15 protein-coding genes are annotated in these 21,494 nt (G+C 52.9%); 7 read left to right on the top strand and 8 right to left on the bottom strand.

Annotated elements, in window-relative coordinates:
• The 4 genes from aprA to qmoC all read left to right on the top strand — a co-directional run.
• Positions 1–1,430, top strand: a 1,430-nt coding sequence (aprA, locus tag ACZCED_RS21790; RefSeq protein WP_464861709.1) for an adenylyl-sulfate reductase subunit alpha, incomplete at its 5' end; no start/stop codon positions are given.
• Between the two features lie 338 nt (positions 1,431–1,768).
• On the top strand, positions 1,769–3,046 hold the full coding sequence (locus ACZCED_RS21785; RefSeq protein WP_464861708.1) for a CoB--CoM heterodisulfide reductase iron-sulfur subunit A family protein: 1,278 nt from the start codon (positions 1,769–1,771) through the stop codon (positions 3,044–3,046).
• Between the two features lie 10 nt (positions 3,047–3,056).
• A complete protein-coding gene (locus ACZCED_RS21780) occupies positions 3,057–5,393 on the top strand; it encodes an FAD-dependent oxidoreductase (RefSeq protein WP_464861707.1) in 2,337 nt (778 codons plus the stop codon).
• A gap of 70 nt (positions 5,394–5,463) precedes the next feature.
• Positions 5,464–6,612: a quinone-interacting membrane-bound oxidoreductase complex subunit QmoC gene (gene qmoC, locus ACZCED_RS21775; protein WP_464861706.1), complete on the top strand. Its 1,149-nt coding sequence runs from the start codon at positions 5,464–5,466 to the stop codon at positions 6,610–6,612.
• Between the two features lie 79 nt (positions 6,613–6,691).
• Here qmoC and ACZCED_RS21770 read toward each other — a convergent pair whose 3' ends face one another.
• Positions 6,692–8,101 (bottom strand): RsmG family class I SAM-dependent methyltransferase, encoded by a 1,410-nt coding sequence (locus ACZCED_RS21770; RefSeq protein WP_464861705.1) that lies wholly within the window; start codon positions 8,099–8,101, stop codon positions 6,692–6,694.
• 144 nt (positions 8,102–8,245) lie between these two features.
• On the opposite strand from ACZCED_RS21770, the gene ACZCED_RS21765 reads away from it, so the two are divergent.
• Both ACZCED_RS21765 and ACZCED_RS21760 read left to right on the top strand, forming a co-directional pair.
• Positions 8,246–9,019 (top strand): RluA family pseudouridine synthase, encoded by a 774-nt coding sequence (locus ACZCED_RS21765; protein WP_462971000.1) that lies wholly within the window; start codon positions 8,246–8,248, stop codon positions 9,017–9,019.
• A 30-nt stretch (positions 9,020–9,049) separates the two neighbouring features.
• Entirely contained in the window at positions 9,050–10,189 is a 1,140-nt protein-coding gene (locus ACZCED_RS21760; protein WP_464861704.1) for a cysteine desulfurase family protein, read from the top strand.
• Positions 10,190–10,888: 699 nt separating this feature from the next.
• Here the strand turns inward: ACZCED_RS21760 and ACZCED_RS21755 are convergent.
• The 7 genes from ACZCED_RS21755 to ACZCED_RS21725 all read right to left on the bottom strand — a co-directional run bounded on the left by ACZCED_RS21755 (position 10,889) and on the right by ACZCED_RS21725 (position 20,540).
• Positions 10,889–12,094, bottom strand: coding sequence for a proline dehydrogenase family protein (locus ACZCED_RS21755; RefSeq protein WP_464861703.1), 1,206 nt, complete (start codon positions 12,092–12,094; stop codon positions 10,889–10,891).
• A 138-nt stretch (positions 12,095–12,232) separates the two neighbouring features.
• A complete protein-coding gene (locus ACZCED_RS21750; protein ID WP_462970997.1) occupies positions 12,233–13,747 on the bottom strand; it encodes an alanine/glycine:cation symporter family protein in 1,515 nt (504 codons plus the stop codon).
• 149 nt (positions 13,748–13,896) lie between these two features.
• Positions 13,897–14,331, bottom strand: coding sequence for a universal stress protein (locus ACZCED_RS21745; RefSeq protein ID WP_464861702.1), 435 nt, complete (start codon positions 14,329–14,331; stop codon positions 13,897–13,899).
• Positions 14,332–14,388: 57 nt separating this feature from the next.
• Positions 14,389–15,603 (bottom strand): ABC transporter substrate-binding protein, encoded by a 1,215-nt coding sequence (locus ACZCED_RS21740; protein WP_464861701.1) that lies wholly within the window; start codon positions 15,601–15,603, stop codon positions 14,389–14,391.
• Positions 15,604–15,724: 121 nt separating this feature from the next.
• A complete protein-coding gene (ald, locus tag ACZCED_RS21735; RefSeq protein WP_462970994.1) occupies positions 15,725–16,837 on the bottom strand; it encodes an alanine dehydrogenase in 1,113 nt (370 codons plus the stop codon).
• Positions 16,838–17,236: 399 nt separating this feature from the next.
• Positions 17,237–18,868, bottom strand: a complete 1,632-nt coding sequence (locus ACZCED_RS21730) for a sigma-54 interaction domain-containing protein (RefSeq protein ID WP_464861700.1) — start codon at positions 18,866–18,868, stop codon at positions 17,237–17,239.
• A 682-nt stretch (positions 18,869–19,550) separates the two neighbouring features.
• Positions 19,551–20,540, bottom strand: a complete 990-nt coding sequence (locus ACZCED_RS21725; RefSeq protein WP_464861699.1) for an acrylyl-CoA reductase family protein — start codon at positions 20,538–20,540, stop codon at positions 19,551–19,553.
• Positions 20,541–20,931: 391 nt separating this feature from the next.
• Between ACZCED_RS21725 and ACZCED_RS21720 the strand changes: the two genes are divergently transcribed.
• Positions 20,932–21,494 (top strand): AMP-binding protein (locus ACZCED_RS21720; protein WP_464861698.1); only part of this gene is annotated, 563 nt, incomplete at its 3' end.

Below are 21,494 nucleotides of genomic sequence, written 5' to 3'. Positions count from 1 at the left end.
AGCGTGTTTTCATCGTGAAACTGCTTCTTGACAAGAATACACCGAACAAGATCGCCGGTGCTGTCGGTTTCTCCACCCGTGAGAACAAAGTGCATGTCTTCAAGTGCAAGACCATGGTTGTCGCCTGCGGCGGCGCTGTTAACATCTTCCGTCCGCGCTCAACCGGTGAGGGTAAAGGCCGCGCCTGGTACCCGGTATGGAATGCCGGCTCCACCTACACCATGGCCATGAAGGTCGGTGCCGAACTGACCATGATGGAAAACCGTTTCACCCCGGCCCGTTTTAAAGACGGTTACGGCCCGGTGGGTGCTTGGTTCCTGCTGTTCAAGGCCAAAACCCTCAACGGTCTGGGCGAAAACTTCGCCGCCGGTGACGCCGCCAAGGCCGAACTGGAAAAATACGCACCATACGGAACCGCTGCCATTACTCCGACCTGTCTGCGTAACCACCTGATGCTGTTCGAAATGAAAGAAGGCCGCGGTCCCATCATGATGGACACCGTGACCGCGCTGGCCACCTTGGGCAAAACCATGGACAAGAAGGAGCTCAAGCACCTCGAGTCCGAAGCGTGGGAAGACTTCCTCGATATGACCTGCGGCCAGGCCAACCTGTGGTGTGCCCAGGACTGCGAGCCGGAGAAGAAAAACTCCGAAGTCATGCCCACCGAGCCTTACCTGCTGGGTTCCCACTCGGGTTGCTGCGGTCTGTGGACCTCCGGCCCCGACTATGACTGGGTACCGGACAGCTACAAGATCAAAGCCCGCAACGGAAAGGTCTACAACCGTATGACCACCGTCGAAGGTCTGTTCACCGCCGGTGACGGCGTGGGCGGCTCCGGGCACAAGTTCTCTTCCGGGTCCCATGCCGAAGGCCGTATCGCTGCCAAGCAGATGGTGCGCTACGCGTCGGATTTCGCCGATTTCACCCCGACCCTGAAGCAGTCTGCTCAGGAACTGGTCGACCTGGTTTACAAGCCGGTTCGCACCTTCCTGGATCACAAGGACTACACCACCGCCATCGACATCAACCCCAACTACATCAAGCCCAACGGCATGATGTACCGCCTGATGAAGGCCACCCACGAGTACGGTGCCGGAACGGCCACCTACTACATGACCACCAGCAAGTCCCTGGAAATCGTCATGGACCTGCTGAAAACCATGCGCGAAGACTGCGCCAAGATGGCTGCCGGTGACCTGCACGAGCTGATGAGATGCTGGGAAATCGAACACCGCATCTGGACGGTGGAAGCGCACCTGCGCCACATCCAGTACCGCAAAGAAACCCGCTACCCGGGCTTCTACTACCAGGCGGACTATCCGGGACAGGATGACGAGAACTGGTTCTGCTTCGTCGACTCCAAGTTCGATCCGGAAAAGAAGGAATGGGATGTCTTCAAAAAAGAATACATCAAGATTATCCCGGACTAATGGAATGTCGACGGATGTTCTAGTCGAATAGCAACACACCTCCAGGTGCCTTTGCGGCACCTGGAGGTTTTTATTACCGGAATGATGGTTTTCTTTTTGTCTTCGGGTAGTACCCATCTGGGACAGCACCGTGTCTAACTGCAGGATGCCCCGGACGCGCCCGTCGCTTTTCCTTGGAGCGTGAAACAGGCACCTGGAAGCCCGGATATTTCCAAAGCGCGGTTTCCAGCTCCCCGTTTCCAGTTTCAATAAAAGGGTATTACCCGAAATCGACGGCATGGTTTCATTGACATTGTTTTCCTGACCTTAATAGAAACGTTGATGCACGGAGGGATAGCATGACAAACGACAACGCAGCCCCTGCGAGTGGAAGCATTATGGTGGTCGGCGGCGGCATCGCCGGTCTGACCACGGCGATCGAGGCCGCAGAAGTGGGGTATGAAGTGTTTCTGGTCGAAAAGAATCCTTATCTGGGTGGAAGAGTTGCACAGCTGAATCAATATTTTCCCAAGCTTTGCCCTCCGACCTGCGGATTGGAAATCAACTTTCGGCGGATCAAGGACAACCCGAGGATCAAGGTGTTCACCCTGGCCGAGGTGGAGAAGGTAGCCGGCGGGCCCGGCGCCTACACCGTCAGCGTAAAGATCAATCCCCGCTATGTGAACGAGAACTGCACCTGTTGCGGCGACTGCGCCGCGGCCTGCCAGATCGAGGTGTCCGACGAGTTCAATTTTGGCATGTGCAAAACCAAGGGCGCCTATCTGCCCTTCGAAATGGCCTTCCCGGCCAAATTCGTCATTTCACCGCAGATCATCGGCACCGACGACGCCACCAAGGTCAAGGAAGCCTGCAAATACGATGCGGTAGACCTTGAGATGCAGGCCAAAACCGTCGACCTGCCCGTGGGCGCCGTCGTCTGGGCCACCGGCTGGGAGCCTTATGACGCCCACCGGATCGACAACCTGGGCTTCGGCCAGTATGACAACATCATCACCAACATGATGCTGGAGCGTCTGGCTTCCAAAACCGGACCCACTCAGGGCAAGATCGTCCGTCCGTCCGACGACAAGGCCCCTGAAAGCGTGGCTTTCGTCCAGTGCGCCGGTTCACGGGATGAAAATCACCTGCCCTATTGCTCGTATATCTGCTGCATGGCATCCTTGAAGCACGCCACTTACATCCGGGAGCAGTACCCCGACACGAAGGTCTACATCTTCTACATCGATATCCGCTCGCCCGGCGACCGGTACGAAAAATTCTACAACAAGATCAAAGAAGATCAGAATGTCATCCTGATCAAGGGAAAAGTCGCCGAGGTCAGCGAAGACCCGGCCACCAAGAACATTACCGTGGTTGCCGAAAATGCGGTCACCGGGGAAAAGATTCACCAGACGGTGGAAATGGCCGTTCTGGCCACGGGTATGCAGCCCACCGCCGCCAACACCAAACTGCCTGCCGATTTGCAGACCAACGATGACGGATTCTTCATCAATGACTTTGCCAAAGGCGGCATGTTTGCGTCAGGCTGCGCCACCAAGCCGGCAGATGTGATTTCATCCAATCAGAATGCGACCGGCATGGCTCTGAAAGCCATTCAAACCCTGGTGAAAAGGTAGGAGGTAACCCATGGATAAAAAGTACGGTGTATATATCTGCGAAGGTTGTGGCATCGGGGAGTCCCTTGATGTGAAGGCCCTGTGCGCGGTTCCGGAAGAAGAGGGTGTGCCCGTCAAAAAACATCCTTTCCTCTGCGGCAAGGACGGGGTTGAGTTACTGAAAAAAGACGTTGCCGACGGTACCAACGCCATGGTCATTGCGGCCTGCTCCCGCCGGGTCAACTTCGACATTTTCCGGTTCGACGGCTGCATCGTGGATCGGGTCAACCTGCGCGAAGGCGTGGTCTGGTCCCACCCGCGCAGTGATTTTCCGGCGCTGACCGAAGAAGAAAAGGACGACGAGGACAACTTCGACCGCGTCCAGATGATGGCCGAAGACTACATCAAGATGGGCATGATCCGTGTGGAAAAGATCAAGCTGCCGGAGCCCTATGTGGTGGAGAACCTGTCCAGAAAAATTCTGGTCCTGGGCGGCGGTATTGCCGGCATGTCCGCAGCGATTGACGCGGCCAAGACCGGCTACGATGTTACCATCGTCGAAAAAACAGCGGCCCTTGGCGGATATGCAGCCAAGGTGAGAAAGCAGGTTCCGGTTTCCGCACCGTACGATGCGTTGATCCCGCCGGTGGTGGCGGCCAAGATCGCGGAGGTGGAGTCGCTTCCCAACATCACCGTTAAAACCGAGACCGAGGTTGCCCGCATCGCCGGTCAGCCCGGCGAGTTTACCGTTACCCTCAAGAAACCCGGGGAGAAGATCCCTTTCGACGTTCCTTTTCCGCTGCCCGAGGAGATGAAGGTGGACGAAAGCGGCAAGGAGCTGGACGCAGAGAAGCAGCACGAAGCCTACCTGGCTTACAACGAGGGCAAGAATGACATCCTCAAACTCGATCCGGACGGCGAACTGTTCGGCGCCGTGATTCTGGCTGCCGGTTGGCGCCCGGACAATCTCAAAGGCGACCAATATGCGCATCTGGGCTACGGTGAACTGCCCGACGTGATTACCAACCACCAGTTCGAAGAGATCGCCAGGGCCGGCAAGATCATTCGTCCCTCGGATGGCAAACCGGCCAAGTCGGTTGTTTTCGTACAGAGCCCCGGCAAGGACGGATCCGACAGCGACTTTGCCTATGCCGGTGCAGTTACCAGCATGGTTTCGCTGAAACAGGCCAAATACGTCCGCGAGGACTACGACGACGGCAAGGCCTTCATTTTCTACCAGCACATGCGCACCCCCGGTTTTTCCGAGTTGTTTTACAAAGGGCTGCAGCAGGACCCCGGCATTTTCATGACCAAGGGCGCCGTGATGGGTGTGGCCAAGAACGGCGACGGCATGATCGTGGATGCCGAAAACACCCTGCTGGGCGAGAAGCTTCAGGTCAAAGCGGACCTGGTGGTCCTGGGGGCCGGCATGGTTCCCGTCACCAAGGACGACCCGGTGATCAACCTGGCTTACCGCCAGGGTCCCGGTTTTCGGGATATTGGTCTGTTCAACGGATATGCGGATTCCAACTTCATCTGCTTTCCCTATGAAACCCAACGGACCGGTATTTATGCTGCCGGGGCAGTTCGTCGATCCATGACCATGGAAGAGGCCATGGAAGATGCTTCCGGTGCGGCGCTGAAGGCCATCCAGTGCCTGGAATCGGTCAACCGCGGTGTCAGCGTGCATCCGCGCTCCGGTGACATGACCTTCCCGGACTTCTTTTTCCAGCGCTGCACGCAGTGCAAGCGCTGCACCGAAGAGTGCCCCTTCGGCGCCCTCGACGACGATGAAAAGGGCACCCCCAAACCCAACCCCACGCGCTGCCGGCGATGCGGGACCTGTATGGGGGCCTGTCCCGAGCGGATTATCGGATTTGCCGACTACAACATCGACAGCGTCGGCTCCATGGTCAAGGCCGTGAGCGTACCGTCCGAAGACGACTACTCGGAACCGCCGTTCCGCATCCTGGGCCTGGTCTGCGAAAACGATGCCTACCCGGCATTGGACATGGCCGGCCTCAATCGGCTGTCCTACTCGGCTGACGTGCGTTTGATTCCGATTCGTTGCCTGGGTTCCATGAACGTCATCTGGATCAAGGATGCCCTGTCCCAGGGTATGGACGGCGTTTTCCTGCTGGGCTGCAAGCACGGTGACGACTACCAGTGCCACTTTGTCAAAGGCTCCGAACTGGCCGAAATCCGAATGAAGAAAATCGGTGATGCGTTGGCCAGCCTGGCTCTGGAAAACGAGCGGGTTGCCCAGTTTGAAGTGGCCATTGACGACTACGACAAGATTCCGCAGATCATCAATGATTTCGTGGAGTCCATCGAGGCATTGGGTCCCAACCCGTTCAAGGGCTTCTAATTGTGATACGATGGAGAGGCGGTGATCACCGCCTCTCCCACCCATTTTTTGCCAAGTGAGGAGGTTACCCATGGCAGATTCATACCTGGTCGATCCCGATGTGGGTTTTATCAAAGAAGTTAGCAGACTGGGGGGAGCCGATGTCAAAAAGTGCTATCAGTGCGCCACCTGCGCTGTGGCCTGCCCCATCTCTCCGGATAACAAACCCTTTCCCCGAAAAGAAATGATCGCCACATCCTGGGGTTTGAAGGACCGGTTGATCGGCAGCGGCGACGTCTGGCTGTGCCACAACTGCGGCGATTGCTCCACCTTGTGCCCCCGCGGCGCCCAACCCGGTGACGTACTGGCAGCGGTGCGCGCGGCCACCATCATCGAATATGCAACCCCCAAAGCCCTGGCCAAAATGGTCAGTGACCCTAAGAAGCTGCCCATCCTGCTGGCCATTCCGGCCGTGATTTTCCTGGTGGTGGGCCTGCTGCTCAAGATGGTGGGGGTGGACTGGCTCAATTTCAACCCCACCGGCGACCACCTGTGGCAGGCGGATTACATCGGCAACTACCTGGTGGACATCATCATGATCCCCACCTTTTTCGGCGCCGTGGCTGTTTTTGCCCTGGGGCTGAAACGATTTTTGGCCGACATGCACGCCAATGCCGTTAAGGAAGGCAAGACCAACAAGGAGAAAATCGATCCGGCCGGGTTTGTCCAGGCCCTGATCAAAACGGTGCCGACGATCCTGAAGCACCAGAAGTTCAACGAATGCACCGAAAACCGCGAACGGTCGACTGCGCACATGATGGTGCTTTTCAGCTTTATCGGCCTGTTCATCGTGACCAACTGTTTTTTTGCCGCCGAGTGGATTTTCCACATCGAAGGGCCATACCGCCAGATCAACCCGGTCAAGTGGTTGGGCAACATCAGCGGCATTGCCCTGGTGATTGGCGGTATCCTACTGTTGAAAAACCGCCTGGCCAAAAAAGATCAGATATCGAGCTATTGGGACTGGTACCTGGTGGGCCTGGTGCTGGCATTGGGCGTAACGGGGATGCTGACCCAGATGCTGCGCCTGGGTGGTCTGTATGACCTGTCGGCCTTCATCTACTTTCTGCACCTGATCTTCATCTGGAGCCTTTTCGCCTATACCCCGTTTTCCAAGCTGGCCCACATTGTGTATCGAACGGTGGCCATGACTTACAACGAGTATAGCGGACGAAAATAGTCGGTTTTATTCAGTGGGGTGTTTATGTCAAAAAGGGGGAGCGTGACGCTCCCCCTTTTTTTGTTCCGGGCCGGCGGGGTTACCGGCGACGCCATTCGTAGAGGGCGATGGCGGTGGCGACTGCCGCGTTCAGCGATTCCACGCCGGTCGCCATGGGGATGGCCACGGTATCCGCCTGCCACCGGGAAGGCAATCCGGGTCCTTCCATGCCGGTAAGCAGGCAGAAGGATTCGGGAAACCGGGTCTGGGCCAGTGGTTGGCCCGATGCAGCGAGAGCGATCACCGGTAGGTCCGGCGGAATCTCGGACAAAGCGGGGCCTTGAAAGAGCCTGGCGGAAAAGACGGTCCCGGCCGAGGCGCGCACCGCCTTGGGGTGGAAGGGATTGGCGCTTTCGGCAAGCAGAACGATTCGATCGACATTGAATGCCACGGCAGAACGAACGACGGCGCCCACATTTTCCGGGTCCTGAAACGGAACCAGCAGGCTGCATCCGCAACGCCGGCTGTCTTCCGGCCGCCATCGGGCGGGTGCAGGGATATCGAAAAGAACGATGGGGTGCTTGGTTCCGAAGATGTCCACCGTCTGAAACAGTTCCGGCGCCAGCTGAATCCATTCCAGGTTGCCGGAAGCATCGGCTGGCGGCTGCTGGCGGCTGCCGTTGCTGATCCAGGCCAGGCACCGCTGCGGGGCCTGTTTCATGACCTCGGCCACCAGCCGGGTCCCGCATACCAGGGTCTGCCCCTGCTTCTTGACGCCGCGTCCGCCTAAAAGCTTTTTCAGATCCTTGAAAATCGCGTTGCTCTCGCTTTCAATGACCCGTATGCGATGCTTTTGCATCATCTGCATGGCAGCTCCGGCAGAGATGGGCTTGACCGTGCGCCGAAAGACCACGAGCCGGCGCCGATGCGGGGTATGCGGGATCCGGTAGGGGATGTCGTCGGCCAGTGTATAGGCCGACGCAAACGTTTTTGTAGCCTCTTCGATCTCCTCGTCGCATCGCGGTCCCTTCATGAAGATGACCCTGCCGTCCTGCACGAGGCAGCCCGCAACACGCGCCAAGGTATCGCCGATGGGTTCGACGGCCCGGGTGATCACGCCGGCCACCGGTCGGTCGTAATCCGGGGCGATTCCCCGAGTCACCACGTCCAGACCGGGCAGGCCCAAGCCAGCGGTGGCCCTTATTAGAAAATCGATGCGATTCTGACGGCTTTCAGCCAGCAGGATATGCAGGTCCGGCCTGAAGATTTTAAGCGGGATTCCCGGCATGCCCGGACCGGAGCCCAGATCCAGCAGGGGTGAGGGCAGTGGCGCGTGCAGGGCCGGCAGGATGGAATCCGCATAGAGCTTGAGCACCATGTTTTCAAAATTGCGGATCCGCGTGAGGTTCAGTTCCGCATCGTGTCGCCGCAACAACTGGTGGTAGGTCCACAGCTGGTTGAGTTGGGAGGGCGCGAGACGGATCCCGCAGCCTTGAAGCAGGGCGTCCATTTGTGCCGGTCCGGGAGCCTTTTGGCGACCGCGGGTCCCTGTGGTCTGAGAAGGCCTTGTACCTGCTGACTTCACGTGTTACTCCTGAATAGTGAATATACAGGCCCTTGTTGTCGTGTCATTTCCCGGGAACCGGACAACGTCATGAACCCCACCGCCTGCAAAACCCGACCCCTTTGCTTTTTTGATCCCCGCTGGCCGGTCATTTATGAAGATAACCATCTGCTGGCGGTTTATAAACCATCGGGGCTGCTGGTGCAAGGGGATCGTACCGGCGACGTGTGCCTGCAGGACCTGGGCAAACGATGGCTCAAGGAGCGGTACCACAAGCCGGGCAACGTGTTTCTGGCCATGGTTCACCGGCTGGACCGGCCGGTGGCAGGCGTCGTGCTGTTTGCCCGCACGTCCAAGGCGGCGGCTCGTCTGTCCCGGCAGTTTCGGGAACGATCGGTCGATAAGCAGTACCTGGCCGTGGTCGGCGGATCGGTGTCCGGGCAGGCTGACCGGTTGATCGATCACATCGAACGACGGGATCGCCTGAGCCGTGTGGTCCCGGCACCCACGGATGGCAGCCAGGAGGCCCGACTGCGCTACACGGTCCTCGGCAGGCATTCCGGAAAGAGCCTGTTGAAGGTTTCCCTGGAAACCGGCCGGCGTCACCAGATCCGCATTCAGCTGGCCCACATGGGGCATCCGATCCTGGGAGACCTGCGTTATGGTGCCGCGACGCCGCTCCCCAACCGGCAGATTGCCCTTCTGGCGTACCAGTTGATGGTGGAACACCCCACGCGGGGCGACCGCCTGCTGCTTGCCAGTCCAATCCCGCTGCAATGGCCCTGGCCGGATATCGGCATGTCAGGCGGTCAAGCCCCCCCCTGGGACTGGCGGGCGTTTGATTCCGATATCCCGTTAACCTGAAACCAAACAGCCAACAATCGGTCATCTATCATGATTCAACCCATCTACCTGGACTACAACGGCACCACGCCCCATGACCCGGAAGTGATCGCGGTCATGCGGCCATTTTTGGAAACCGAATTCGGCAACCCGTCGAGTTCGCACTGGTACGGCATCCGGCCCAAGCGGGCCGTCGAGGCGGCCCGGCGGCAGGTGGCCGGCCTGCTGGGCTGCCAGCCGGAAGAGGTGTTTTTCACCTCGGGTGGCACCGAATCCAACAATCACGCCATCAAGGGCATGGCCCGGGCTCTGAAAGCAAAGGGCCGCCATCTCATCACCAGCACCGTGGAGCACCCGGCGGTGCTGGACGTGTGCCGTTACCTGGTGAAAGAAGGCTTTGAGACCACGTTTGTTGATGTGGATGAGATCGGCATGGTCAGTGCGGACGATGTGGCCGCCGCCATCCGCCCGGAAACCATCTTGATTTCCGTCATGCATGCCAACAACGAGGTCGGAACGATTCAGCCGATCGACGAAATTGCCAGGATTGCCAGGCAGAAAGGGATATGCATGCACACCGATGCGGCCCAGAGCCTCGGCAAGATCGCCGTCGACGTTCAGTCGATGAACGTCGACTTGCTCTCTGTGGCCGGGCATAAACTATACGCCCCCAAGGGTATCGGCGCGCTTTACGTGAGAAAGGGGCTGCTGCCCGAAAAATTCTGCCACGGGGCAGGCCAGGAGATGGGCTGGCGGGCCGGCACCGAAAACGTCATGGCGGCAGCAGGATTGGGAAAGGCCTGCGAGATGGCCGAACGCAGCCTCGATCATGCCGGTCGGCACCTGAAGGCCATGCGGGACCGGCTGCACACAGGGTTGGCCGACAGGCTGGCGGAGATGCGCCTTAACGGCCACCCCGAACGCCGTCTGCCCAACACCCTGAGCCTTTCATTCAAGGGGCTGGAGGCCAACCGGATACTCGAAGAGATCGGCCTGGAGGTGGCCGCTTCCGCCGGTGCGGCCTGTCATTCCGACACCGTCAATCTGTCTCACGTACTGGAAGCCATGCGGGTACCCATGGCGTGGGCCAAAGGCACCGTCCGGTTTTCCACGGGGCGGATGACCAATGGCGAACAAATCGATCGTGCGGTTAACGTGGTGATAAAGGCGGTGAGGCGGCTAAGACGTTAAGATCTCCTGACTGATACTTGAACCGCTGCAGCGAGCGCATTCCCCGTCGCTTACGACGGGGTTAGCAAGCGAACTGAAAATCGGCTTTTTATCCTTACGGTGAACCCTCCCCACGGCTTGCCGCGGGGAGGGTTCAATTGTCAGAATTGAAAAGAAAGTTGCGACTTCGAGTGAGAATATCATAACTTTCTTGGCGTCTTTCAAGCGTTGCATATGATGGAGAGTACCAGTGAAATCCGCCATCATTTTTTACCTGTGATAGCAAATTGAAAACCAACTAATCATCGAATATGGCCAACCACCATTTGTAGCGGTTGGCCTTTCCCAATTTTGCATTATTAATACAGAACCCTAATAGCAGTATGTCTGCTATCAGGCCTGTTGGCAGCTTTGTTATCATATACACAAAGAGAACCGGCATTTTATGTTCATGAATTATGCACCAGTTCCCAGCGGGAGGCGGAGGTAACTGGATGGCTTTTCCCGCAACAAGAAATTTCAATCATAGTGAATGAAATGCGCCTTTTTTATAGCCGCATCTTCAAAATTAACATCGTCACCGGGAATGGCGTAGCTTGTCTTGGATAGGTCCGTTAATACAGTGGCTGAAACTTATGCATAACGGACTACATTACGAAACGCTGTTACCGACCGACACCTACAATAGCAGTAAAGTAAACCACCTGGAATTCTTCGAAACTATTTTTCAGCCTTTCTGCGTTTTCGTTCCTTAACAATAATTTCAAGCTCCTTACTCATCTGACCAGCAATCGCTGTATTTTCTTCAGCGCGTCTGGCCAAATAGGGTAGCGTTGACTCAACCGGTCCATAAGGAAGGTATTTACTGACATTATATCCTGAATTTGCGAGGTTGAAGCTGATATTATCGCTCATACCATATAACTGTGAAAAATAGATATGCGGGTGGTCATTAGGCAGCTCCTTTTTAGCCATGAGTTCTATCAGCAATCTACAACTGACTTCATTGTGGGTGCCCACACAAATTTCAACCACGTCAATATTGTCAATGAAGATTTCCACGGCTTTGTCATATTCTCTGTCTGTTTCCTCTTTGGTAGCGTTGATGGGGGATCTATATCCATAACGCTTTGCGCGTTCGCGCTCTTTTTCGATATAGGCACCACGAACAATTTTTATGCCCAGTTTATTACCTTTGGATCGGGCTCGCTGGATCAACTCGAAAAAATAGTCATTGCGGTCCCATCGGTATAGCTGAAGGGTGGTATAGACGATGGCTTTGCTCTGGTTGTACCGGACCATCATCTCTTCGGCAAGATCGTCTATGGCTTTCTGGATCCAGCTCTCTTCTGCATCGATATAGATCGGTTTGTCCGCATTAAAAGACGCTTCACAAATCGTCTCGAGCCTGTTTTTTACCTTGTCCCACTCGCGTTGTTCTCTAATAGTAAGGGCAACGTCAGCGGTGACTTTTTTAAATAGTTCGAATGGACCGATGCCCGTCATTTTCATGCATGTGCAGGGAATATCGGGGTTTGTTTTAGATTTTTCAATAATTTTTAACAGCTCTCTCCTCGTGGATTCAAAACCGGTTTCGTCCTCGGTTCCTTCAACAGAATAATCTAAAATAGCGCCGATTCCAGACTGGCCCAATTGCCTGACCACATCAGCGTATTCACCTTCCTTCTCACCGCCACAAAACTGCTTAAATACGGTAGATTTGATAATTGGTTTGACAGGCAACCCCATCGCCAAGGTGAGTTTTGGAGCCTGGGAAAGGAATTTTACCAGAAAGGGGCTTTTGGTCAGTCTAAAGATAAAATAGGACAGCAATAATTCCTTATCTGACTTCTTCTGAAACGCGATGGATGTGTCTTCAAAAGAAACAGGCAATGTTGTATCTTTAAAATCATCGGATTTGTGCATTACTGCCTCCTTTACCCCAACGTTGTCAAAATCGATGCCCGATCTCCATAAGGTGTATCTCACACGATTGGAAATTGAAGACAACCACACCCGACATTAACAACTCCCATGTATTTTATGTATAATCGCAACGCCTGTTTATTTATAACGCTGGATTTCTCCGGATTTTATTCGAGCCTGATAGTCTTTCAGATCCTTTTTTACGGTTCCCATCAAAAGATACAAGCCGACCACATTGCCAAGGGACATGGCAAAAATCGCCGCATCTGAAAAATCGATGACCGGTCCCAGACTCATGCTGCATCCGACAATGACAAACACACAAAAGATCAATTTAAAAGCCAACTCCGACATCCGGCTTTCCCCAAACAAATAGGTCCAGGATTTCAATCCATAGTAGGACCAGGAGATCATCGTGGAAAAAGCGAACAAAAGTACTGCGATGGCGAGTATGACGCCAAACCAGGGGAACACGGACTGGAACGCGGCCGAGGTTAAAGCTACACCGGTCATTCCCGCTGAATCGGCGTAGGCGCCGGTTATGACAATGACAAGAGCGGTCATAGTACAGATCACCACCGTGTCGATGAACGGTTCCAGAAGCGCCACATACCCTTCGGTGAGAGGTTCGTTGGTTCGAACGGCGGAGTGTGCGATCGCTGCCGAACCGATGCCGGCTTCATTTGAGAAAGCAGCGCGCTTCAGCCCTTGAATCAGAACACCCACAATCCCGCCGGCAATGGCTTCGGGTGCGAAGGCCCCTTTAATAACGAGTAAAAATGCAGTCGGTATTTTTGTGAAGTTCGCCAACAGAATCACCAGGGCGGTACCCACATATAAGATCGCCATCAAAGGCACGATTTTTTCCGTTACCTTGGCGATGGATTTGATGCCGCCAATAATAACGGCACCGACGATAATTGCCAGGATAAGCCCAAACAACCAGCCGGAATCGGTAAATATACCGAATGTATTGGCGAATATTTGATGGGCCTGGTTTCCTTGAAACATGTTGCCGCCACCAAAAGAGCCGAAGATACACATAATGGCGAATAATATGGCAAGCACCTTGCCAAGACCCGGCTTTCCTTTTTCCGCTAAACCCTTGCTCAGATAATGCATCGGGCCGCCGGAAACATGTCCGTCGGGGAACTCTTCACGATATTTGACGCCCAATGTGCATTCTGTAAATTTTGAGGCCATACCGGCAAGTCCTGCCACAATCATCCAGAAGGTGGCGCCGGGTCCTCCCAAGCTGACTGCAACCGCAACTCCGGCGATATTTCCCAGCCCCACCGTGCCGGACAAGGCTGTGGCCAGCGCCTGAAAGTGCGATACCTCACCGGCGTCTTCGGGATTTGAATAGACACCGCGAAGCAGGTCGATAGAATGCCGGATACCCGTGAACTGGACAAACCCCATATATACCGTCAAAATCAACGCACAGAGGATCAGCCAAGCGACGATCAGTGGGAAACTGACCCCATTGATCGAAACGGAATAGAAAATGAATGAAACGAAGGGCCCGAACACGGTGTTGAAAATTCCACTGATCTTTTGATCGATCCCCCCCCCGGCGTCCTGAGAGAAGGCCGCCACCGGCGCACACAAGGTAAACGCCGTTATTAAAATCGAAATGGCTTTATATTTCATGACGATAATTCCTTTTCAGTATGTCGGATAAGCTTCATAGAAAGCCCTGGCGGTTTTTTAAAAACAACAACATATTGCCGAAGGCTTGTATGATTTCTTATTCCATCATGCAAAGAAGCAAACAATAAGGAAGGCCAATCATGCTGTTGCTATGGGACGATGGTTACCGGGATGTGGGCAAGCTGTATCAGCTTCCTGCCCACACTTCCAAAAAGCAAGGATTTGATCCCCGAATGGCCGATCCTGCCGACAACAATATGTCCGACCCCATTTTCTTTGGCTACTTGGAGCAAGACATCGGCCACTTGACCATGACGGACAACGCCGAGCGTCTTGATGCCTTGGCTTTCGAGAGACTTCAGTACCGGGTCCAGCACCCTCTCCCTGGCTATTTTGATTTCTTCTTTGCGACGCAGATGACGTTGTTCGTTTTCTTCGGGGGTGTTAAAGGTATAAGGTGACCATTCAACCACATAGGCGACAACCAGACCTGTATTGCCGGATTTGGCTTGTGAGACGGCAAAATTTACAGCATGTTCGCCGGCTTTACTACCGTCAATGCCTATCAATATTGTATCCGTCATTGGGCCTCCTTTACACTGGTGAAATTTGATGGCAGTTTACACGATCTTAATCTCCGGCTACTTTATCTGGCCAAATTCAATGAATGAGCCCTCTCTGACATTAACGCCCATTTCAATAATCACTCCGGACACATCACCGGCTTTATCAAAATCGAGACTGCCGGTGGCGCCCTCATAGTTGATCGCTTTGCCTGCCTTGATCAATGCTTTCGCTTTGGCCCACTCACCCGGCAGTATGACCTCCCCGGGAGCCGTCGCCACTGCTCGCAATGCCTTAGCTATCCCGGAACGGTCCGCGCTACCGTTTTTTTCAATGGCCAAGGCAAGCAGAAAAGCGGCGTCATAGGACTGCCCGACAAATGCCCCCGCCGGGTTCAGACCGCTGCCCCAGGCATATTTGTTAAAAACTCTCGATCCCGTGCTATCCGGGGCACCCGGTTTGGTCACAATCATTCCTCTGAGCTTGTCACTTCCTATGGCTGCGATAAGGGTATTGCTAGCCATTCCGTCTCCACCGACAAACTGGTCGAAAGCACCGCTATCCACCGCCTGGCGAAGTATTGTCTGACCGGAACCGTTTGCATATGCCAGCACGACCAACGTATCGACGCCCGAGGCCGACAGCGATCGGATAACATCATGGTAATCCGTTTTGCCCTCTTCGTGGGCCATGTTCCCGGCTACCTTACCACCGGCAGCCTCGAAAGCGCTGGAGAGTTCTGCGGAAATGCCCTTCCCCCATTCATTGTCTACGTAGGTAACGACAATATGCTTGATCCCCTTGGATAATAACAGTCGAGCCATGATGCTGCCCTGGTAAACATCGGAAGGGGATACGCGAAACACGAGATCACCGTCATCGAGGGATGTGATCGCAGGAGAGGTTGCCGATGGGGACACCACCGTGATGCCCGCGGGTATCGTCACATTTTTATATATGGCCATTGCCGCACCCGAACACAGCGGTCCGACAATGGCCAATACTTTTTCATCCTGAATGAGTTGGATGGCGGCATCCACAGCCGCGGCGACATCCGAGCAGGTCGAATCGCCGCTCGGCATGATCAGTTGTTGACCGTCTAAAATGCCGCCCTGATCATTCACATGCTTGGCCGCGAGTTTGGCGCCTTTGTACATTCCTGGCGCCAGGCTGTTAAGCGGGCCTGTGAATCCGGCAAGAAATCCAATTTTCACATCGGCAGCGGCGGATCCCGATCCGATGAGGGCTACCATAACCGCTATTGCAGAGAAATATCTTTTGATTGATGACATCGACGATTCCTCCTTGAAATTAATATTTCAGCTGTGAATCGAATTAGGTTGGCGTACTTTCTCAAAAAAGATACGCATGATACCCGGAGAGGGGGGTATCATGCGTTACGGATCGGCTGCGTTAAAGCAGGCTGTCAACAGTAGCGTATTCCAAACCAAACGCCTCGGCAACGGCTTTATAAGTCACCTTGCCGTCAATCACGTTGGCCCCCAGCTTGATTTCATCGCTTTCCTGCATGGCCGCTTTCCAGCCCTTGTTGGCGATTTCCACGGCGTAAGGCAGGGTGGCATTGGTCAGGGCCATGGTGGACGTTCGCGGCACGGCCCCGGGCATGTTGGCCACGCAGTAGTGGACTACGCCGTCAACCACGTAAATGGGATCGCCGTGGGTAGTGGCCTTGGAGGTTTCGAAACACCCCCCCTGGTCGATGGCCACGTCCACCAGGACCGAACCCGGCTTCATGGTTTTGAGCATGTCTCGAGTGACCAGTCTGGGTGCCTTCGCTCCGGTCACCAGCACCGCGCCGACGACAACGTCGGCTGTCTTGATCAGTTCCCTGAGCGTTGCCGGACTAGAATACAAAAGAAAGCAATTGGCAGGCATCACATCGCTCAGGTAACGCAGCCGATCCAGGTTCATGTCCAAGATATATACCTTGGCGCCAAGACCACATGCCATCTTGGCCGCGTTCACGCCGACGACACCTCCGCCGATCACGACCACGTTGCCTGGATCCACGCCCGGCACCCCGCCCAGCAACACCCCGTGACCGCCCTGAGCCATCTCAAGGTACTTGGCTCCCTGCTGGATGGCCATGCGTCCGGCCACTTCGCTCATTGGGGTGAGAAGGGGTAGCGAACGATCGGGCTTTTGAATGGTTTCATAGGCGATACAGATCGCTTTGCTTTTGATCAGTGCTTGGGTCAATGCTTCAGCCGCTGCCAGGTGCAGGTAGGTAAAGACGATCTGCCCTTCCCGGATCAGCTCGTATTCTGATGGCAGCGGCTCCTTGACGTGCATGACCATATCAGAACGATCAAAAATCGCTTTGGGCGTATCTACTATTTCTGCCCCTGCTTTGGTGTACATGGCATCATCGAAGCCGCTGCCGTTGCCAGAATCCTTTTCGACAAGCACCGAATGGCCATTGGCCGTCATGACCTCGACTCCTGCCGGAGTCATACACACGCGGTTCTCCTCTGCCTTGATTTCCTTTAGAATTCCAACAATCATGGGTTCCTCCTCTGTTTTTTGGGTTTTCTTTTGGTGGATCGTGGTTCAGGCGCTTCATTGCCTAACCGGTTCCAGATTTAAATTCTTTCAATCAGTTGACGTGGAGGGCAGCATCGGGTGGTGAGCAAGCGTTGGCGACTACTTCTGCAGGATGTCTGCCAAAATTATCGACAAAAGAGCAAAATTGAAGAAGTGAATGGCATTCACTTTGAGCCGGAAATCTGGCAAAATTTCAACCTTTTGATAAAATTGGTTATTACAATCTTATTGGCTATGTCCTGCTTTAAAGGCAATGCATCGCTTTGCTGCAGGAAAAAGAGAGGACTTTCAAGTTGATGATTTTCTAAATGGTAATAAATCAAACCATAATTGGGTCGATCCAGATCTATCTATCCAAATTTAAATAAAAATATCTTTTTGGTGGGGTTTATTTCCAATGGTCCGTTTTGTTACCATTATGATATTATACTTCTTAAGCTTATTTAATAAAGCGGTATGAGATATCTTCAGATGTTTGCTAGCTTCCCGAATGCTCTTGGAAACGGCCAACGTGTCGTTGATAATCCGGGTCTCATATTCTGCCACTGCTTCCTTGAGTGGTCGTATTCCCGGCACTGCTTTGACTGGTTGAAAGAAATCCGGATTAATTGCCTGCCCGATTTCGTGACTGAACATGATGCAATTGACATCAATCTGCTTGCCGTCGCACAAGATGGCGGCACGCTCGACAACATTTTTTAGCTCCCTGACATTGCCGGGCCAGTCGTGTCGCAACAGCTTATCCATGCCATCAGGGGAAATGGCTTGGATCTGTTCACCTAATTTTGAGGCAAGTTGAAACAGGAAGTGCTCTACCAAAAGTGGGATGTCCTCACGTCGTTCTTTCAAAGGTGGAATATGAATGGGTAGGACATTGATGCGGTAGTACAGATCCTGGCGGAATTCTTTGCGCTCGACCCGCTGCTCAAGATTTCGATTGGTCGCGGTCAGGATTCGGGTGTCGATCTGAATCTCTGCCGAACCACCGACTCTGCGGACGCATTTATCCTGTATCACCCGTAAGATTTTAGCTTGACAACGCATCGGCATCTCGGCAATTTCATCTAAAAAAACAGTCCCGTCTTTAGCGATTTCAAACAGCCCTGGCTTACCCTCTTTCCGGCCACCGGTGAAAGCACCTTTGGCATACCCGAACAGCTCGCTCTCCAATAACTGCTCGGGAAGGGCCGCACAATTGATGGGAACAAAAGAACCTTTTCGACCGCTGGCGGAATGAATAGCCCGGGCAAACAGCTCTTTTCCCGTACCACTGGCACCTCTGATGGAGATGATGGAATCGGTGCCGGCGATTTTTTTAGCAAACGTGATGGCTGCGATGATAGATGGATGGCGTCCAACAATATCACTGAAACCAATGTCGCCGGGGGTTGTAATGGATTGGGCCAGTTTTTTAATCTCCTGAACATCCTTGGCGATTTCAACGGCGCCGATGATGTGTCCGGCCGAATCCTTGATAGGTCTGCTGGTGGCCAAATACTGGAAACGCCCCTTTTCGGTGATAAGATCTTTTTTTGCGTTATTAAATGTTTTCCCCTGAAGACATTCGAGGATGGTGTGGTCAGGAAGATTCAGCGCCCTAACGTTATTGCCTACGACCTCCTGAGCTTGCCGGTTTAAGGCCTCCAGGGCTATTTTATTGATGGTAGTCACCTGGCCGCTTTTCCCAATCGAGACCACTCCGTCGCTGATATTATCCAACACGACCCTAAATCGATTTTCCCGTTCCTCTTGGGGAAGCGTATCGATAAACCGGCTTTTGATAAGGTCTGGAATCCTGTCCAGAATCTTGAACATTTCCCGCCGGTGTGAACTCATCACTCCGTTCTCGGCTTCCACATAGACCTTGGCTTTTTCAGCCTCCCTGACAACCTCCATGGAGACGATGTTCAACCCTTGCTGGGCAATCAAAGCTGAAATATCAGCAACAATTCCTACCCGGTCTTTGAAAATAAGCTCAAATTTTAATTTCAAGGTTTTAATCCTATCTTCAGTGGCTGGACTATATTATTAGTGCTGATGTAGATTTTTATATTCAGGGAAGAAACCTTACTCTCGTTCGGTTGAATCGATAGCCGTTGGTTCCCGATGAAATAGTCATAATTGCCTAAGCTGTTCAGGAAAAAAAAGGAGAAATGTTAGCAATCGCTTATATTTATGAATAGAATGGATTTGTTGCGCGGGTCAAGGATCAATCAGAAATGAATTTAGCACCGTCTCCAAACTCAAGGTACCCAATAAAGCTTTGTTTCGTGTATGCCACGTAAAACGGCAGGGTGAGAGTTGCATGTTGCCAAAAAATGGAATTCTGGTTGATCTTCGACCACACCAAGATGTTGTGTTGTGTCAATTTTAAATGAAATAACAAATAGATAGCAGGTATGTGGAATTGGTTTTGAGTGAAGGTTTGTTATGACAATCAAAAAAGAAGAACCGGTCATAATCATGATTTTGATGTTCATGAATTATGAACCGGTTCTCAGCGGGAGGAGGAGGTGCCTGGATGGCTTTTCCCGAAACGAATGAGTTCGATATTTAGATTAAAAAAAAGTCTACCATATTATCAATTGCCCAAGGGTAACATTAGACTCGGCATCTTCATGATGATAAACTATCAGCTTATCGGTGCTGGTTTAGACCGTTCCGGAAAGCTTCATTAAGGATTAATTTCCACCACGGTGCGACCAGTGATTTTACCATCTATAAAATCGCTGAATAGATCCGGCATATCATCAAATCCGACAGTACGTGAAACGATGATATTCATAGCGGCGGGCTTTAAGTCGGTTGCTAAACGTGACCATACCTTTTTCCTCAATTCGTCCGCACAATAGGTAGAATTGATCCCCAGCAGATTCACACCTCTCAGTATAAATGGCATCACCGTCGTGACCAGATCGTGACCACCCGCCAAACCGATCGAAGCGATGTTACCGTAGTTTTTTACCGTACGCGTAATCCATGCCAAAGTTTTGCCCCCCACAGCATCGATCGCACCGCCCCACAATCCTTTTTCCAGTGGACGCTCGCCCATTTCTAACGTGTTAGCATCGAGAATTTCTTTAGCACCAATTGATTTTAAATACTCTTCTTTTCCATCAATTGTAAGAGCCGCCACATCATAGCCCGCACCAGACAACATGGACGTTGCCATGCCGCCAACACCTCCGGTAGCTCCGGTTACCAGGATGGTGCCTTTTTCAGGAGTCTGGTAATTATCCTCCATTCGCTGAATGGCCAAGGCAGCCGTGAAACCTGCGGTTCCAATGGCCATCGCGTCATGTAGCGTCAATCCTTCCGGCAAAGGGATAATCCAGTCTCCTTCCACTTTGACAAACTCGGAAAAACCTCCGTCATACTCTTCGCCTAAGCCACGTCCGACGACCAGTACAGGATCTCCCTCTTTGAAGCGTGAATCTTCCGAAGAATAAACGTACCCGGCAGTGTCGATGCCAGCAACCAACGGAAAACGTTTCATGATCCGCCCTGCACCCGTAGCAGCCAGAGCGTCTTTGTAATTGATGTTCGAATAAGCGGCCTTGATCACGACGTTGCCGGTGCCAATTTGATCGATCGACATCTGTTCAAATCGAGAATTGATCTTGCCGTCTTCGTTGTGGACCCTAAAAGCCTTGAATGTTTCCATTGGATTCCTCCTGTACTTGAAATTAATAATAAGATAATAAAACAAGTGGTTAGCAATTTTGAAAATAATTTTGTTATTTGCTTGACAAATATTTATATATATGAAAAATGGATTATGCAACATAAATTATTGAATAGCATTTATTTGTTGCAAGCACCTCACGGATTAAAAATACAACCACTTTAATTATTCTGTCCGGCGTTTTACCAATAACCTCCTGGGATATTATACTTAATAGAGATTTATTAAGGTGACGGTTCTGAAAAAAAACGAGGCGGACCTAATGCAAACTGCGCAGGAATTTGCCCAAAGTCAGCTTGCCCCAAAATGGTCCGGCCAGGGAACATGATCGAAGCATCGGTTTAGATACAATACAGGAAGAGGTGTCTTAATGATTTATCCTACTAGAATCGCACGCTCCGCGCCCGATACCATTGCTTACAAAATGTGCCATACCGGTGAAACGGTCTCCTTCGGGCAACTCGAATCCAGGTCCAATCAAGGGGCCCACCTCTTAAGGTCCTGTGGTCTGAAGACCGGTGATCATATTGTGATTCTCATGGAGAACAACCGTAACTTTCTCGAGATCTGCTATAGTGCAGATCGTTCCGGTCTATATTATACAACGACAAGCACTTATTTCACTCCGTATGAAATTGAATATATCGTTAATGATTGTAAGGCTAAAGTTTTTATTACTTCATACGCAATGGCAGAGGTTGCAGCCGAGCTCACATCCAGGATGCCTAATGTCACACACAGGTATATGGTCGGGGGCGTCATTCCGGGCTATGAAAGCTGGGAAACTGCCTGCGCAGATTTACCTGAACACCCTATCAGCGATGAAATGCAAGGGCTGGATATGCTCTATTCATCAGGGACAACCGGCCGTCCTAAGGGCATAAAATGGTCGCTGACAGGGAAAAAACCAGGCGAATTAACGATGTTGATTGA

Source organism: Desulfosarcina sp., assembly GCF_055467485.1.
The sequence above is the reverse complement of the archived record's forward strand: the minus strand, read 5'-3'. Positions and strand labels throughout refer to the sequence as shown.